The following is a 15614-nucleotide window of genomic DNA, read 5'->3' as shown; positions in this document are numbered from 1 at the left end:
GCACGCAAGACGCCCGTGCAGTGCACATGTGCGGTTGACAGCAAACGCTGCTGCACGTGCATCTGCATCCAACGGCGTTGCCGCGCGCTGTACACGCGCAGCCAACGGCAAATACTGCGCGATGGTGCAGAACCTGCGACCGATTCGGCTTTCGTAGTGCATGTTGCGCAACTGAAGCCGCGTCAAACGCTTGCAGCACCGACTTTTGCGAACGTCAGAAAGTTGGCGCGCATTGTGCGTAACCACCTATGTCATCGAGATGCACATAGTGGAGTAGGCATGATTACGCGCATTCTTCAGTTGTCCGCCCGCATGGCGAGCAACGCATGGGTCGAAGTCGGGGTGGGCGCCGATGCCGACATCTTCGTCGCCGACCGTGGCGGCAAACGCGAGGAGCGCGCGACCTTCGGCCGCCGCGCACCGGGGCAGCAGCGTTCGATCCATTTGCAGGAGCCCGGCGGATTGGGCGGCGTGGATCTGGCCATCTGGGAAACCCAACGCTGCGCCATTGCGCTATGCGGTTTCGTCTGCACTGCATCGGCCGATGGCACCACCGCCGCGACCTGGTTGAGCCAGGATGGCAGCGCGGTGTATGCCGCCGGATTGCGCAACGTGATGGACATCGGCGGACGCCTGCAGATGGGATTCTCGCTGCTCGTCGCCTCATCGGCGAGCATGCCCACCTACCGGCCGCTGTGTATCGACGCGGACCTGAGCAAGTGGCTGCACATGGGCGGCGCCGAAGCCATGCGCCATCTCACGCCCTGGCGGCTGGAACGCTGCGCCGCTGCGGCAGGCGTACGCCCGGAGTGGGCGAGCGAAGGGGCCCCGGCACCGATTGCGCGAGCATAAGCGCGTGCGCCATGCAGCCCACAAAGAAGGGGCCCAGCGGGCCCCTTCATCGTTTCGGTAGTGTGGGTCGATCCTGATCGCTGCCTGCCAACGATCGCGCCGCGAACAGGTCAACCCACCGACGGCAGGCTCGCAATCGATCAGTTGTCTTCTGCTTCCTCGGCGCTGTCGTCCAGGGCGCGTTGCTGCGCGTCGATGTGTTGCTGCTTGCCGTAAGTGCCGCTCTGGCCGAAGTTGGGTTGCGTGCTGCCGTCACGTTCCGGGTGGCCGTCGGGTTCGCCTTCGCCCAAGGTGCCGCCGCGGCCATGACCGCGTTGATGCAACGCTTCCGGCGCGTCGTCACGCGGCGGCAGTGCATCGCGGGTCTGGACAGCCGATGGATCGTTGCGGCCCTGGCCATCCACCGATGCGTCGGTACCGTTCCCGCGATAGGCCGATTGGCGTTCGTCGTGTGTGTCGAGCGTGGATTTTTCGTTCATGGCAACTCCTGTGCAGTGCAATGAAAAAGCCCGGAGCGTACTGGCTCCGGGCTGGTGATGGGTGCAGCTGCACCCATCAGGTCTAACGCTGGATATCGCCGGTGGTGGAACCGGCGCCCGGGCCCGCACCCAGGTCAGCGCCGGTCACGCGGTCCAGCTCGGGATTGGAGAGCAGCCGCTCGGACATGGCATCCAGTGCCGCGGTTTGCGTGGCATCCAGCGCGACCGTGGCAGAGCCGTCGCCACCATCCACGGCGGCCTGCGCCTCGCGGTCGGCCACCACTTCCCACTGCTCGCCGGCATTCCACGGACCGATCATGTCGCCCTCGCCCTGGGAGGTGTTGTAGTACTTGTCGGTGAAGCGCGGATCGCCCGGCAGCTTACCCGGCGGGAAATTCGGCTCGATCGAGTACAAGGCCTTTTCGAACGACTTCTGATGCGCCACTTCGCGCGTCATCAGGAAACGCAGCGCATCCACGATCCCCGGATCGTCGGTGACGTTGATCAGGCGCTCATACACCAGCTTGGCACGCGCTTCGGCCGCGATATTGGAGCGCATGTCGGCCGTGGGGCAACCGATGCTGTCGACATACGCCGCCGTCCACGGCACGCCGCTGGAATTGACCAGGGCCGGGCCACCGCCATACAGAATCTGCTGGGTATGGCTGGTGCTGTTCTGGGTCATGTTGCGCATGTCCATGGCCTCTTCCATGCCCTCGGAGAGCACCGCCTTGGGCCCCTTGTTGAGCATGGCGATGATCGAGCCGATGATCTCCAGGTGGCTGATCTCTTCGGTGGCGATGTCGAACAGCAGGTCCTTGCGGCCCGGATCGTCTTCGCCCAGTGCCTGGGTGAAATAGCGCATTGCAGCGGCGAGTTCGCCCTGCGGTCCGCCGAACTGTTCCAACATCAGCGTGGCCAGATCCGGATTGGGCTGGGCGACGCGGACGGTGTACATCAAACGCTTGTTGTGCATGAACATGGGTGGTGCTCCATGGCTGACGCCCGGCAACTACGACCACTCAGCGAGCGGGCAGAAACGTGGGGCTTTGGCTTCGGGGGGATGCCCGCAGGGATGCAAGCAACGCAGGACGGCAGTGCCGTCCTGCGCGGTGACTCAGGCGGCCTTGCTGGCCTTGGATGCCTTCTGGTTGCCGCCTTGCTCGGCGAGCAGGGTCAGCTTTTCGTCGGTGGCCTTTTCTTCTTCCAGCGTGGCCAGCAGCAGCGGCAATGCATCGGCATAACCCAGTTGCTTGGCCATGGCGGCAATGGTGCCGTACGAGGCGATTTCGTAATGCTCCACCTTCTGCGCGCCGCCGATCAGTGCAGCGTCGCGCACCGGGCCGGCCTCGATTTCGTCGATGACCTCGCGGCTTTCTTCGACCAGGCCTTCCATCGCAGCGCACTTGATGCGCTTGAGCTTGATGCCCAGTGTCTCCACGACCTGATCGATGCGTTCGATCTGGCCCTGGGTCTCTTCCAGGTGGGTTTCAAAGGCCTGCTTGAGTTTCGGCTCGGTGGCCGCGCGCGCAAGACGCGGCAGCGACTTGGTCAGCTGCTTCTCGGCGCTGTAGATGTCCGACAGTTCGTGGATGAAAAGTTCTTCGACAGTCTTGATCGCCATGTGTGGCTCCTTGGGGTTGGTCAGAGGATGGGTTGCTGCGGTTGGCCATGTTGGTGGCGATGCCTTGATGAGCTCGCGTTGCACGCCTGCGAACAAGCGTGCCGATGCAGCACGTGCGACAACTCCGAAATCGTCGTGGTGCGTGTCACTCGCCTGCAGCGCAGGGTCGTGCGCACTTCACCTGACGTTCTTCGAAGTACACCGTGGTCATCGCGTCGATCTCCAGGCAGTACCGCGTGGTCGCTACGCTAGCCCTGCGAGTGTTAGCGGGATTGGTGGAAACGGTGATCCCGATGCGATGGCGACCTGTGCTGTGGTGCAGGCCGCGCTCGCTGCGCCTGCAATGAAGGGGTGCAATGACGCGCCTGCTATGGCCATCAGCTCGGCGCCGATGCGGCTAGGCTTGCGCATCGCTGCACTCCAGCATCGATCCACGTCGATGCGGTACAACGACGATCGAACCTTTTGCGAGACCGTGCGATGACGCCGCTGGACAAACCCTTACGTCGCGAACTGCAGATCGGCGATCAGGCATATACCTTGATCATCGATCCGCAAGGTTTGAAATTGGTCGAGAAAGGCAGGCGCAAAGGCGTGACCTTGCGCTGGGAAGAACTGGTCAGCGGCGACGCTGCGCTGGCCAGTGCATTGCAGGCTTCGCTTGAAGATCGTTAGCGTGGCGGTGCCGAGCAGCGTGTGAAGCGCGAATGGAACAACTGCGCGCACTGCCTGGCGGCTGCGGCTGGTGACCGTGCGGTCGCGCGTCCCCCGCGGTTCGCCTGCGCCGTCCATGCCGACCTGAGGCGTGCTTGATGGTTGTCGACGCTGCGCTTGGCGTGGCTCGACCTTCCAACGACCAACAAGTGCACTGCTGGTTCGGCACGACCACCTGCAATGCTGGCGTCCGGTAGAGGACTTTGCATGTCATTGCCAGCACCGATGCGCTCTGCAATGCACGCAGGCCACCACCGCGCTCGCGTCGCTCAGCGTGTGGCAAACAGCCGCGCCAGTTCGCGCACCGCCGCTTCCGTTGCGGCGCGGTCGGGCATGGCGTCTGCGTTATTGAAGTCGTGTGCGCCTTGCGCCTGCACCAACAACCCGTCGCGTCGCGGCACGACGTTGAGATTGTGGCCGCGCCAGACCAGGCCATAGGTGACTTCCGGCTGCGGGATCAGGCGTGCGGTCTGGCCGCGCACCGGAATCACGCTGTCGTCGCCCAGCAAGGCGCGCGCCCCGTAACCGGTGGCGTTGATCAGGATCTTCTCGCGCAGATCGCCGAATTGGCGCGGATGCTCGAACTCGCGCGTGTAGAGCTCGCCGCCTGCCTGCAGGAAGTCATCCATCAACAAGCGCGCATACGCGCTGAGGTTGAAGGTGAGCTGGCTGTAGCGGCGCACGAACGCCACCGGAAATGGATGATCACCGGGCGCCACCGGCTGCGAGCGCGGGCCCAGATCATCGAGCAGTTCGCGCTCCAGCGGCGGATAGTCCGGCTCATGCGCTTCGGCAGAGGCGACAGGTTGATCGAAGGGCACGTCCGAGAGCACGTAGCCATCGCGCCATTCAATCGGCTCGCCGGGCAGGCCCAGCAAGGTCTGGTAGCGGCGAAACGACGTGCGCGCCATTTCTTCCCAGCGCCTCTTGAAGTCGGCAGTGGCGTGGTCGCTGGTGCACACGCGCGAATCCGGCGACCACACGCCGGTGGCATAGAACGAGCGCACATCCGGCAGGCGCTCGCGCGCGTAGATGCGCACACGCAGGCCGGCGCGTTGCGCCACCAGGGCAGTGGTCAAGCCGATCGCGCCGCAGCCGATCACCGCCAGCGTGCGCGCGGCCGGGTCGGCGGCACGCACCAACCGTAATGCCTGTTCGGCGGCACCCCACGAGAGCGACCACCCGCTGCCGCCATGTCCATAGTTGTGCACCACCGTCTTGCGGCCGATGCGCTCGGCTTCGATCCGCGGCCCCTGCGCGCGGAACGGACGCGTGCACCCGTTGATGGCGATGATGCGATCGACCGAGGCGCGCATCGGCGCCAATGGCGGGGCAGCCGCGAACGGCGCAGGCAGACCACCCGGCAGCGCGACCGGCTGGGTGGCGGGCGGGACGGCGAGCGCCTTGTTCGTTGCTGCCCAGCTCGCGGTGGAGGCGGCCGCCAGCGCAACACCGGCGCTGCGTAGAAAATGACGACGGTGCATGCAACTCCCTTACAAGGTGTGGTGGGTGATGGGGTCGCCATGATGCGGCTCCCCACGCCTGCGCGGAGGCATGCCGAGGCCATCTTCAGATGCTGTCTGCCGCGTGGCAGCAACCGAGCGCGGCATGCGCAGCGCAAGCGTGCATCCAGCATAGCGCGCGCATCTGCCGCGGCCATGGCCCGGCACCAGGGTTTCGCACCGCAATCCTGACGTTTGATGCCGCGCTGGCGGCCATTCGTCGCCCGGGGCTTTCGCAGTGGCGCGCGCCGGCTATGCTCGCTCCCGTCCCATCCCAACGAGCTGCCCACCCGTGTCTGCCAGTGTCTTCCTGATCGTGCGCATCGTGTTCGCCTGGGCCGCCGCGTTGGTGGTGGCAGGGATCATGTGGACGCAGTTGTTCGGCTCCATCGGCCCGATCTTCGCGCTGGCCTGCATGGTCTTGCTGACGCTGGCGTTGATGAGTTCGGTCACCCATGTGCGGCGCGTGCGCCTGATCGCCGATCGGCTGGACCACACCACCTTGTCCACCCGCCAGCGCCGCCAGATCGAAGTACCGCTGGATGTGCAGGCCAGCTTCGCGGTGATGGAAGAGGCGGTGCGTGCGCTACCGCGTGTGCAGGACATCGAATGCGCGCCGGGCAGCCTGCTGATTCGCGCCAAGGTGCGCCGCATCGACCCGTACGCAGGTCGCCAGCCCTCGCGCTGGAACCTGTTCGCGCGCTTTGCCATCACCCACAACCAGATCCTGGCGACGATCGCGCCGGGGCAGGGCACCAGCAGCGTCACCGTGTTGTGCGAGCCCGACGCTGGCGCCTGGGTGGATCTGTTCGCGGTGGACGAAGGCAGCAACTACGAAAACGCCGAGGCGATCAATCGCGCGGTGGTGCGCCGGGTCGGTGAGCAACGTCGTGACGAACAGGCCGCCGCCGAGCAATCGGTCATGGAAAAGGAACTGGCCGTGGCGCGCCTGAATCTGCTGCACGCCCAGGTCGAGCCCCACTTTCTTTACAACACGCTGGCCAGCGCGCAGGTGCTGGCGCGCACCGACCCGCCGCGCGCCGAGATCATGATCGGCCATCTGATCCAGTACCTGCGCAGCTCGCTGCCCAGCGCCGACGGTGCCATCGCCACCCTGGGCGAGGAACTCGAACGCACCCAGGCGTATCTGGAGATCCTGCGCATCCGCATGGGCACGCGGCTGGCACTGCAGGTGGAAGTGCCCTACGAACTGCGTGCGTTGCCGCTACCGTCGATGATGTTGCAGACCTTGGTGGAAAACGCCATCAAGCACGGGCTGGAAGCCAAGCCCGGTGGCGGCACCGTGTGGATCCTGGCGCGTCGCCACGATGACCATGTCACGCTCACCGTGGCCGACGACGGCCAGGGCTTCAACACGCACAGCCACGGCACCGGCATTGGCTTGAAGAACCTGCGCGAGCGGCTGAAGCTGATTTATGCCGACAAGGCGAGCTTTGCCATCGTGTCCAACTTCCCCAGCGGGGTGGCGGCCACCTTGAGCCTGCCGCTGCCGACGCAGTTGGGTGCCGCGCCACCGCCGCCGCCACCGTTGCCCGTTGCGGGCGCACAGGCCGCACACGCCGCACAGGTGCGGGCATGAGCGCGCTGCGCGCCGTGGTGGCCGAAGACGAGGCCTTGCTGCGGCAGTCGTTGCTGACGCTGCTGGCCGAGGTGTGCCCGCAGTTGCAGATCGTGGGCGACTGCGAGGACGGTGCCAGCGCGTTGGAGACCATCGCCGCGCAGCAACCGGAGGTGGTGTTTCTGGATATCCGCATGCCCGGCCTCACCGGCATCGAGGTGGCGCGTGCGATGCGCGAGGTCAGCCCGCGCAGCCAGGTGGTGTTCGTCACCGCCTACGACCAGTACGCCATCGATGCGTTCGAACACGGCGCGGTGGATTACCTGCTCAAGCCCATCGGCCGCGAGCGGCTGCAGGCCACCTGGCAGCGCGTGCAACAACGCGCTACTGCCGGCCAGCCGGATGGCGCGCTGCTGGAGGCTTTGCTGCAGCGTCTGTCCGCGCGCCCGGCCGCTGCCAGCCACACGCCGCCGCTCGCCTGGCTGACCGCCAGCAGCGGGCGCGAGACGCGCTTGATCGCGCTGGACGAGGTGGCGTATTTCCAGGCCGATCAGAAGTACACCACGGTGATGACTGCGGCCGGCGACGCGGTGTTGCGCACGCCATTGCGCGAACTGCTGGATGTGCTGGACCCGCAGGTGTTCAAACAGATCCACCGCTCGACCATCGTCAACATGAAGGCAGTTGCCTCGGTGGTGCGCGAGGACACCGGCAAGGGCCGGCTGGCGCTGCGCGGCCGCAGCGAAACGCTGACCGTCAGCCAGCCGTTCATGAGCCTGTTCCGCGGCATGTAAGTGCGACCTGCAAGACATCTGGCGTAGTCCCGGATGGATGCGACAGCGCGCATGGAACCTACGTATGCGCGTGAGTGCCACAGCGTTCCGATGACCGACAACCGCTGCCTGACGCGCTGCAGCCTGCTTTGATTCCCCCGTTTGCATCGACTGAAAGGACTGTCTCCATGCGCCTGATCGCCTCCCTGGTGTATTGCCTGCTTGCCCTGGCCGGCTGCCATGAACGCAATGGCACCACCTCGATCACCCGTGCCACCCGCGATGGCCACGATGTGATCTTCAGCAAGACGCTGATCACCGCGAGCAGTACCAGCGTGCATTGCCTGGCCAGCGATACCGGCCATTGCTACTACCTGATCTTTGAGGAGCAGTGCGGCGCTCGCGGCAGCGGTGATGGCGCAAGCGCACCGACGTGTGCCCGCAAGACCTTGGACAGCTTTGTGCTGGTGCCAGGGCAGGTGCGCGAAGTGCGCGGCGTTCCCGGCCAGGCGCACACCTGCGTGGAGACCACCGCACCGCAGGCCGATTGCCGCGGCTGAGGAAGGCGCACGCACGCACCGAGCTGTGGTTGGGCGTGCGTGCGTGTGCGTAGGCCACGCGCAGAAGCCTTAGTGCCCATCGCGGGTGCCTGCGGGTTCCGGGCACCGGCGGGGCCAGCCTGGCGGCTGTGCAGGCACTGCTGGTCGCTGCTGCAGACAACGAGCCCTGGCGTGCGTGGATCTGCCGCGCACTGCCGGATCGGCAGGATGTCGGCAGCGACGCCCCGGTCGTGCCTGAATACGCACTGACGGCAAGCGGTCGCTTCTGCGATCATTACCGGCTTGTTGCCGGTTCACGGCGTCCTCACTGCCAGGCTCCTCATGTCCGAACACTCGCTACGCCGCGACGTTGGCCCCTTCGCCCTCATGCTCACCGGCCTGGGCTCGATCATTGGCTCTGGTTGGCTGTTCGGCGCCTGGCGCGCGGCCGGCCTGGCCGGCCCCGGCGCGATCTGGGCCTGGGTGCTGGGCGCGGCGATCATCACCACCATCGCGCTGTCGTATGCCGAGCTGGGCGCCATGTTCCCCGAATCCGGCGGCATGGTGCGCTACAGCCATTATTCGCACGGCTCGCTGGTGGGTTTCATTGCCGGCTGGGCCAACTGGATCGCCATCGTCTCGGTGATCCCGGTCGAGGCCGAGGCCTCGGTGCAGTACATGGCGTCCTGGCCATGGGCCTGGGCGCAGGGCTTGTATGTGCAGGCGCCTGGTGGGGCAGGCGAGCTCTCTGTGCCCGGCCTGCTGATTTCCGCGGTGCTGGTGCTGGTGTATTTCTTTCTGAATTTCTGGAGCGTCAAGCTGTTCGCACGCTCCAATACGCTGATCACCGTGTTCAAGCTGGTGGTGCCTGCCGCCACTGGCGTGGCGCTGATCGCCAGCGGCTTCCATAGCGAAAACTTCAGCGTCGGCATCCACGGCGATTCGCATGTGCTCGACCTGGCTGCGGTGCTCACGGCGGTGGCCACCGCCGGCATCGTCTTCAGCTTCAACGGCTTCCAGAGCCCGGTGAATCTGGCTGGCGAGGCGCGTAACCCCGGCCGCAGCATTCCGTTCGCGGTGCTGGGTTCGATCGCGCTGGCCACGGTGGTGTACGTGATCCTGCAGGTGGCCTACATCGGCGCCGTGCCGCCGGATCTGCTGGCCAAGGCCGGCTGGCACGGTATCGATTTCCGCTCGCCGTTCGCCGAGCTGGCCATCATCGTCAACCTGCATTGGCTGGCGATGCTGCTCTACATCGATGCGTTCGTCAGCCCCAGCGGCACCGGCATCACCTATACCGCGACCACTGCACGCATGGTCTACGGCATGGAAAAGAACGGCACCATGCCGGCCGTGCTGGGCAAGCTGCACCCGGTCTGGGGCGTGCCGCGCATGGCGATGTTCTTCAACCTGGCCGTGTCGTTCGTGTTCCTGTTCTTTTTCCGCGGCTGGGGCACGCTGGCGGCCGTGATCTCGGTGGCCACCATCATTTCCTACCTCACCGGCCCGATCAGCGCGATGGCGCTACGCCGGCACGCGCCGGAACTGCACCGCCCGCTGCGTATCGCCGCACTGCCGGTGCTGGCCGGCGTGGCCTTCGTGATGGCCACCGAACTGCTGTATTGGGCACGCTGGCCGCTGACCGGCGAGATCATCCTGCTGATGGTCGTGGCGCTGCCGGTGTACTGCTATTACCAGGCCAAGCAAGGCTGGCCGGATCTGCGCCGCAACCTCAAGGGTGCGGCCTGGATGATCTGCTACCTGCCCACCATTGCACTGGTCTCGTGGGCCGGCAGCACCGATTTCGGTGGACATGGCTACCTCAGCTACGGCACCGATCTGGTCGTGGTCGCAGTCGTGGGCGCGGTGTTCTACGTCTGGGGCGTGCGCAGCGGCTGGCGGACTCCCTCGGTGGAGAAGGCGGTTGCGCAGGCGTGAATGCTCACAGGCGCTAGCCGGCGCCGACTCCCGGCAACCGGCTGGCGGTCACCGCTGGGAATAAACAAGAACGGCCGGCGCAGTGCGCACCGGCCGTTCCTGTTTGCAGCCGAATCATTGCTGCAGGTAGCGTGTTTCTCGGTCAACGCGTCGCTGCATCGCCACGGGGGGCCTGGTCAGGAATTGACCACCAGCCGTGGCGCGCCATCGAAGCGGTCGAGGTCGCGCAGCAGTTCGGTATAGCGGCGTAGCCGGCCCATTTCGCGCATGTTGACGATGTCTTCGTGGCGCAACTCGCGCTTGGACGTGACCTCCTGCTTGTAGCGCAGCACCTCCGGGTAGCGGCGCGTCATGTCCAGCGCGTCGGCAACGCATTCGACCGAGTCGGCGTCCGGCGTCACCCGCGCGCGGCTGTTGAAGGCGCGTAGCCAGCGTTCGAAACCGGCGCTGTGGTCGAACAGGTCGGCGATGTACCACATCACGAACAGGATCGACGCCCACGAGGTGAAGATGATCACCACCCGGCTGAAGGTCAGGTGGTAGTCGTTCTGCCACAGCTGGTGCGTGATCACGCCCAACAATATCAGCGAGATCGCCTGCCAGCCGATGATCGAGGCGATCACCCACTGCTTTTTGGCCACCTTGAGCAGCGAGAGCTCTTCGTCGAGCTGCGCGTCGGTCTTGTCGCGCCAGTGAGCCACCTGCTCGTCGAAGGGGAGCCGATGGAGTGCGTTGTCCTGCAATAGCAGGCCTAAACCCTGGAACAAAGCGATCATGACAAGCTCCTGACGGATGGCTGGTACGAACGACTTGCTGCACTGGCCGCGGCCGGTGCCCTGGAGCGTCCTCAACGTGCTGGCGAAGCAGTGCGTCGACGGACGGCCTTAGTTCTAGCACTTTCGCTGTGCATGGCAATGCCTCAAACGAAGCGCTGGCCGCGCAATTCTGCGCGGACGCGCACAAATTGCTGAATTCAGGCGGATTTGCGGTCATGCCGCCGCCGCGTGCCTGCGCGGCGCCTTCGATCTTGCTGCACTGCACACTCGGCGCTGCGGCAATTGCCGGGTTCCAAGGACAGGCAAGCCGGCTTGCCGGACATGCTGGAAGGGCGTTCGGCGACGCCGGGCCCGTTGGTAGAAAGCTCAGCGGGCCTGATCGCCCGGATGGGCAGTACCCCACCCAGGTGCCAGGTCGCGTTCTTCCGGCCGCGCGCTCACGATGCCCGTCAGCATCTGGTCGCCACCGCCGCGCTGACGTGCCGAACGAATGCTGGTCAGCGCTACGCTGACCTGGTGTTGCAGATGAGCTGCGTATCATTGCCGCATGTCAGCCGTCCTGCGCACTCTCACTGCCCCCGCCGCCAAACAGATCCATCGCTGGGTGCTCGACGCGTTTCCGCGTGGTCAGAGCACCATCGAATACGATCAGCCGCTGGGCGATCCCGGCATCTTCGGGCCCGACAGCATCACCTGGCGCATCCACTCCGAATTTCCGGGCATGCTGTCCGGCGGCCTGTGCGCATTGATGTTGCAGTTGTTGCATCCGCGCGCGCTGGCCGGGGTCTACGACCATTCCAACTTCCGCACCGATTTGATCGGGCGGCTGCGGCGCACCACCAACTTCGTCGCCGGCACCACTTACGCGCCAGCCGCGGAAGCCGAACAGCTGATTGCGCGCGTGCGCAAGATCCACTCGCAGATTCGCGGCCACACTGCCGACGGTGTGCCTTACGAGGCCAACGACCCGCAGTTGCTCACTTGGGTGCATGTGACCGAGGCCTATGGGTTCTTGCAGGGATGCCGGCGTTATTGCCGCCAGGTGCCTGCTGCCATCGCCGACCGCTACTACGACGAAGCGCGACGCGTGGCCGAGGCGTTGGGCGCAGCCGATGTGCCGGCCAGCGAGGCGCAGGTGGATGCGTATTTCGCATCGGTGCTGGGAGAGTTACGCATGGACGCGCGCTCGCGCGAGGTGCTCGACATCCTCACCAGCATCCAGCTGCCGGTGCCCGCCGCGGGTCTGTCGCGGGGGGTATTTCTCGGCGCCGGCACGGCCCTGTTGCCCGGCTGGGCCAGCGACATGCTCGGCCGCACCGCCACCCAACGCGCGCAGGCGCGCGCATCGGCACGGTTGCTGCGCAGCCTGTCGCCGCTGTTCCGCACGGCCTTGCGCGACGGACTGTCTGCGCGCGCATGCAGGCGCATGCAATTGCCGCCGGCGATGTTGCTGGAGTGGCCTGACAGCGTGTAACGGCGGTGGGCCGGGCGGAGCGGGTGTTCTGAGGTGCGCTGGTGGCGCGATAGGCAATCGCTGGTCGTGCCGCTTTTTCGACGGCAACCACGACGTGGGTACTCACGCACTTCGCCATCCCCCGGCATGGCACTGCCGCGCGCCACGACAAACAATGCCGCAGACACCAGCTCCATTGGCGCTGCATCGACCTCGACCAGCACCTACCAGATCCTGACCCGCTGCTCCGGCGCCAGATACAGCTGCTGACCCTGTGTCACATCGAAGGCCGGGTACCAGGCATCCAGGTTACGCACGGTTTGCGCGCGGAAGCGGCCGGGTGCATGCACATCGGTGAGCAGCGCATTGCGCAGTGCCGCGTCGCGATACTTGCCGCGCCAGGCCTGCGCAAAGCCAAGGAAAAAGCGCTGATCCGGGCTGAAACCGTCCAGGGTCCGGGGCTGCTTGCCCTGCAGCGACAGCTGGTAGGCGTCGTATGCAGTGGCCAGGCCTGCAACGTCGGCGATGTTTTCGCCCAGCGTCAGCTTGCCGTTGACCGACAAGTCGTCGAACGGTTGGTAGGCGCTGAACTGCGCGGCCAGGGCATTGCCGGCGCTCTCGAATTTTTTCAGGTCTTGCGGTGTCCACCAGTTATGCAGCTCCCCGTGTTCGTCGAACAGCGCGCCCATGTTGTCGAAGCTGTGGCTGATCTCGTGGCCGATCACCGCGCCGATCGCGCCATAGTTCACCGCATCGTCGGCGGCGGGATCGAAGAACGGCGGTTGCAGGATCGCCGCCGGGAAGATCAGGCGGTTTTCCAGTGGTACGTTCAGCGCGTTGACCTCCTGCGGCAGCATGTACCACTCGCGATGATCGACTGCCTTGCCCAGCTTGGCCAGGTTGCGGCGGTATTCGAAGACCTCGGCGCGTTGCACGTTGCCGAGCGCATCATCGCGGCGCACGTCCAGCCCGCTGTAGTCGCGCCAGGTGTCCGGGTAGCCGACCGCCACCGTCAGGCCGGCGATTTTCGCCTTGGCATGCTGTTTGGTTTCGGCGCTCATCCACTCCAGTGCGTCGATGCGTTTGCCGAACGCGGTGATGATGTTCTTCACCATCTCTTCGGCACGCGTCTTGGTCTGCGCGCTGACGTACTTCTGCACGTAGCGCTTGCCGACCGCTTCGCCCAATGCGGCGTTGGTCGCGTCGATGCCGCGTTTCCAGCGCTGGCGCTGCTGCGGGGTACCTTCCAGCGTGGTGCCGTAAAACGCGAAGCGCTCGTCGGCGAAGGCCTTGGACAGGTAGGGCGAGGCGCGATCCAGCGCGCGGAAGCTCAGGTAATCCTTCCAGGTCTGCAGCGGCTCGGACTGCACCAACGCCGACAACCCACTCACCGCGCGCGGCTGCCATACGATGAAATCCTGTTGTGCGTTGAGGCCGGCTGCCTCGAAGAACACCGCCCAGTCCAGGCCGGGCGCATTGCGCGCGAAATCGGACTGCTTCCAGGCATTGGCGCCGGCCTGCACGTTGTTGGTCTGCTCGGGAGTCGCGTGCACGCGTGCCATGGCGATTTCCAGCGCCAGGATGCGCTCGGCCCTGGCGGGCGCATCGTCGATGCCGGCCAGCTCCAGCAAGGTGACGATGTGCGCGCGGTAGGCTTCGCGCAGCTGCGCCATACGCCCGCCGTCCAGGTAGAAACTGCGCTCGGGCATGCCCAGGCCGCCTTGCACCAGATAGGGCACGTAGCGGCCCGGATGATGCAGGTCCTGCGACACCCACAGGCCGAACAGCCGGTCGGTATGGAAATTGGTGGCGTTGAGCAGATCGACATCGGCACGCAGCTGGCCGCCCAAGGTGCGCGCCAGGGCCTGCTTGTCGTCGAGCTGGGCGATCGCTTCCAGTTCCGGTTGCACCGGGCGCACGCCCTTGGCCTCGATGCTGGCTTCGTCCATGTAGGCGGCGTAGTAGTCGCCGATCTGCTTGTCTTCGCCGGTGACGCGGTCGTTGGCGGCAGCGCCTTCGATGATGTCGCGACTATGCCGCTCGGTCTCGATGGCGATGGAAACGAAACTGTTGAAGCTGGCGCGATCTTCCGGGATCTGCGTGCGCTTGACCCAGTTGCCGCTGGCGTAATCGAAGAAGTCGTCGCCCGGCGCCACGCTGCGATCCATACCGGCCGCATCGAAGCCGAAATCGCCGAGCTTGGGCTTGCTAGGGGGCGGCGTTGGGTGCGTGCTCGCGACCGGTGTCGCGCCATCGCGGTGGCATGCGGCGTTGGTCAGCAGCGCGGCAGACATGGCGGCGATGAGGACGGGGCGATGCAAAGAAGCCATGCGGCGCAGCTCGTATAACCAAAACGGACAGCACAGTGTAGTGGCCTGCAGTGCCGGGTGCCGGTTCCAGCGTAGGCTTCGCCGCGGATCGCGGTGATGCGGACACGCTCGGTTCAGCGCCGGCGTTGATACCAGAAGCCGAGCGCGTCGCGGGTCTGCAGCATGCGCCGCCCGCGCCACAGAAACCGCAACAGCAGGCTCAGGTGCTCGCGCTTGGAAAAGCTGCGCAGCTTGCGGTCGGAGGTGTGCACGGTCTGGCGCAAGATCACAAAGCGTCCGCAGCGCGCCAGGGCGCGGCTCAGTGCCACGTCTTCACCGGCGTAGTAGCGCGTGTTGAAGCCCCCTGCACTGACGAAGGCCACCCGCGTGCAAAACAGAAAGCACCCGGGCGCAATGCCGGAAACACGGAAAAACCAGCCAAACACCGCCTGCGCCATGCGCTCGGACCACACCCGCTTGCCCTGCAGATGCACCTGCGCCCCACCGCCTACCGCGCCGGCATCGAGCGCAGCCAGTGCTGCGCCAACGACGTGCGGGTTGATCAGTGTGTCGGCATCCAGAAACAACAGGCGCTCGCCTCGTGCGGCCTGTGCGCCGGCATTACGCGTGGCGGCGATGTGGCGCAACTGCACCTCCAGCACCTGCGCGCCATGGCTGCGTGCGATGGCTGCCGTGGCGTCTTCGCAGGCATCGGCCACCACGATCACTTCATAGTCCAGCTGCATGGCCTGCGCGCAGGCATGCAGGCACTGCAGCGTGTCGCCGATCAGGGCAGCCTCGTCATGGGCGGGAATCACGAACGACAGCATGGGGCAATAGGCGTGTGAACTGCAGCCAGTGTGCAAGGGGCTGCGAAGCGGGAGTGTGAGCAGGGGCGGTCAGCATCCAGTACGCGCGATCGACGAGCGCTGCGAAACACACACGCATCTATCGATTGCGGTGTGACAGTTGGATGGCAGCAGTGGCGCGCGGCAAGCTCCACCGGCGCTAGCGCAGTGCCGCAGCGCTGGCTGTGTCCAGCAAAGACACGCAGCACACCGCAAGGCGATTGCGCT

The 15614-nt window shown here is 65.6% G+C and carries 14 protein-coding genes and 1 pseudogene; 8 read left to right on the top strand and 7 right to left on the bottom strand.

Annotated features, from left to right (window positions below):
* Positions 1 to 60 precede the first annotated feature (60 nt).
* Positions 61 to 246 (top strand): annotated as a pseudogene (locus tag J7396_RS22800) (hypothetical protein); the annotation flags it as partial.
* Between the two features lie 33 nt (positions 247 to 279).
* On the top strand, positions 280 to 852 hold the full coding sequence (locus tag J7396_RS17895) for a hypothetical protein (RefSeq protein ID WP_209261851.1): 573 nt from the start codon (positions 280 to 282) through the stop codon (positions 850 to 852).
* 140 nt (positions 853 to 992) lie between these two features.
* On the opposite strand, the gene J7396_RS17890 is transcribed toward J7396_RS17895, so the two are convergent.
* The 3 genes from J7396_RS17890 to J7396_RS17880 form a co-directional block, all read right to left on the bottom strand.
* Positions 993 to 1331 carry a hypothetical protein gene (locus J7396_RS17890; RefSeq protein ID WP_209261825.1) on the bottom strand — a complete coding sequence of 113 codons (339 nt, stop codon included), beginning with the start codon at positions 1329 to 1331 and terminating at the stop codon, positions 993 to 995.
* 82 nt (positions 1332 to 1413) lie between these two features.
* Complete coding sequence (locus J7396_RS17885; protein WP_008577723.1) at positions 1414 to 2313, bottom strand: manganese catalase family protein; 900 nt, start codon at positions 2311 to 2313, stop codon at positions 1414 to 1416.
* 135 nt (positions 2314 to 2448) lie between these two features.
* Positions 2449 to 2955 (bottom strand): ferritin-like domain-containing protein, encoded by a 507-nt coding sequence (locus J7396_RS17880; RefSeq protein ID WP_008577724.1) that lies wholly within the window; start codon positions 2953 to 2955, stop codon positions 2449 to 2451.
* 480 nt (positions 2956 to 3435) lie between these two features.
* Between J7396_RS17880 and J7396_RS17875 the strand changes: the two genes are divergently transcribed.
* A complete protein-coding gene (locus tag J7396_RS17875; protein ID WP_008577726.1) occupies positions 3436 to 3630 on the top strand; it encodes a hypothetical protein in 195 nt (64 codons plus the stop codon).
* Between the two features lie 308 nt (positions 3631 to 3938).
* Here J7396_RS17875 and J7396_RS17870 read toward each other — a convergent pair whose 3' ends face one another.
* Positions 3939 to 5153, bottom strand: coding sequence for an FAD-dependent oxidoreductase (locus tag J7396_RS17870; protein WP_209261824.1), 1215 nt, complete (start codon positions 5151 to 5153; stop codon positions 3939 to 3941).
* 310 nt (positions 5154 to 5463) lie between these two features.
* Between J7396_RS17870 and J7396_RS17865 the strand changes: the two genes are divergently transcribed.
* The 4 genes from J7396_RS17865 to J7396_RS17850 all read left to right on the top strand — a co-directional run bounded on the left by J7396_RS17865 (position 5464) and on the right by J7396_RS17850 (position 10000).
* Positions 5464 to 6771, top strand: coding sequence for a histidine kinase (locus J7396_RS17865; protein ID WP_029820374.1), 1308 nt, complete (start codon positions 5464 to 5466; stop codon positions 6769 to 6771).
* Entirely contained in the window at positions 6768 to 7544 is a 777-nt protein-coding gene (locus J7396_RS17860; RefSeq protein ID WP_011348706.1) for a LytTR family DNA-binding domain-containing protein, read from the top strand. Before J7396_RS17865 ends, J7396_RS17860 begins: the two co-directional genes overlap by 4 nt.
* Positions 7545 to 7711: 167 nt before the next feature.
* Positions 7712 to 8083, top strand: coding sequence for a hypothetical protein (locus J7396_RS17855; protein ID WP_122272287.1), 372 nt, complete (start codon positions 7712 to 7714; stop codon positions 8081 to 8083).
* A 321-nt stretch (positions 8084 to 8404) separates the two neighbouring features.
* Complete coding sequence (locus J7396_RS17850; RefSeq protein WP_011348704.1) at positions 8405 to 10000, top strand: APC family permease; 1596 nt, start codon at positions 8405 to 8407, stop codon at positions 9998 to 10000.
* Between the two features lie 176 nt (positions 10001 to 10176).
* Here J7396_RS17850 and J7396_RS17845 read toward each other — a convergent pair whose 3' ends face one another.
* Positions 10177 to 10776 carry a hypothetical protein gene (locus tag J7396_RS17845; RefSeq protein WP_007972961.1) on the bottom strand — a complete coding sequence of 200 codons (600 nt, stop codon included), beginning with the start codon at positions 10774 to 10776 and terminating at the stop codon, positions 10177 to 10179.
* A 547-nt stretch (positions 10777 to 11323) separates the two neighbouring features.
* Here J7396_RS17845 and J7396_RS17840 point away from each other — a divergent pair.
* Complete coding sequence (locus J7396_RS17840; RefSeq protein ID WP_029820372.1) at positions 11324 to 12250, top strand: oxygenase MpaB family protein; 927 nt, start codon at positions 11324 to 11326, stop codon at positions 12248 to 12250.
* 203 nt (positions 12251 to 12453) lie between these two features.
* On the opposite strand, the gene J7396_RS17835 is transcribed toward J7396_RS17840, so the two are convergent.
* Positions 12454 to 14523 (bottom strand): M13 family metallopeptidase, encoded by a 2070-nt coding sequence (locus J7396_RS17835; protein WP_057680893.1) that lies wholly within the window; start codon positions 14521 to 14523, stop codon positions 12454 to 12456.
* Between the two features lie 149 nt (positions 14524 to 14672).
* Positions 14673 to 15368: a glycosyltransferase gene (locus J7396_RS17830; protein ID WP_008573318.1), complete on the bottom strand. Its 696-nt coding sequence runs from the start codon at positions 15366 to 15368 to the stop codon at positions 14673 to 14675.
* Positions 15369 to 15614 lie beyond the last annotated feature (246 nt).

The sequence above is a fragment of the Xanthomonas sp. A1809 genome (assembly GCF_017746015.1).
GTDB lineage: Bacteria > Pseudomonadota > Gammaproteobacteria > Xanthomonadales > Xanthomonadaceae > Xanthomonas > Xanthomonas euvesicatoria.
Note: the sequence above shows the minus strand (reverse complement) of the source record. Positions and strands in the feature narration are given on the sequence as shown.

Excerpts from the sequence above, each read along its gene's own strand:
- J7396_RS17895 (WP_209261851.1), top strand. The coding sequence starts at position 280 with ATGATTACGCGCATTCTTCAGTTGTCCGCCCGCATGGCGAGCAACGCA.
- J7396_RS17890 (WP_209261825.1), bottom strand. The coding sequence starts at position 1,331 with ATGAACGAAAAATCCACGCTCGACACACACGACGAACGCCAATCGGCC.
- J7396_RS17885 (WP_008577723.1), bottom strand. The coding sequence starts at position 2,313 with ATGTTCATGCACAACAAGCGTTTGATGTACACCGTCCGCGTCGCCCAG.
- J7396_RS17880 (WP_008577724.1), bottom strand. The coding sequence starts at position 2,955 with ATGGCGATCAAGACTGTCGAAGAACTTTTCATCCACGAACTGTCGGAC.
- J7396_RS17875 (WP_008577726.1), top strand. The coding sequence starts at position 3,436 with ATGACGCCGCTGGACAAACCCTTACGTCGCGAACTGCAGATCGGCGAT.
- J7396_RS17870 (WP_209261824.1), bottom strand. The coding sequence starts at position 5,153 with ATGCACCGTCGTCATTTTCTACGCAGCGCCGGTGTTGCGCTGGCGGCC.
- J7396_RS17860 (WP_011348706.1), top strand. The coding sequence starts at position 6,768 with ATGAGCGCGCTGCGCGCCGTGGTGGCCGAAGACGAGGCCTTGCTGCGG.
- J7396_RS17855 (WP_122272287.1), top strand. The coding sequence starts at position 7,712 with ATGCGCCTGATCGCCTCCCTGGTGTATTGCCTGCTTGCCCTGGCCGGC.
- J7396_RS17850 (WP_011348704.1), top strand. The coding sequence starts at position 8,405 with ATGTCCGAACACTCGCTACGCCGCGACGTTGGCCCCTTCGCCCTCATG.
- J7396_RS17845 (WP_007972961.1), bottom strand. The coding sequence starts at position 10,776 with ATGATCGCTTTGTTCCAGGGTTTAGGCCTGCTATTGCAGGACAACGCA.
- J7396_RS17840 (WP_029820372.1), top strand. The coding sequence starts at position 11,324 with ATGTCAGCCGTCCTGCGCACTCTCACTGCCCCCGCCGCCAAACAGATC.
- J7396_RS17835 (WP_057680893.1), bottom strand. The coding sequence starts at position 14,523 with ATGTCTGCCGCGCTGCTGACCAACGCCGCATGCCACCGCGATGGCGCG.
- J7396_RS17830 (WP_008573318.1), bottom strand. The coding sequence starts at position 15,368 with ATGCTGTCGTTCGTGATTCCCGCCCATGACGAGGCTGCCCTGATCGGC.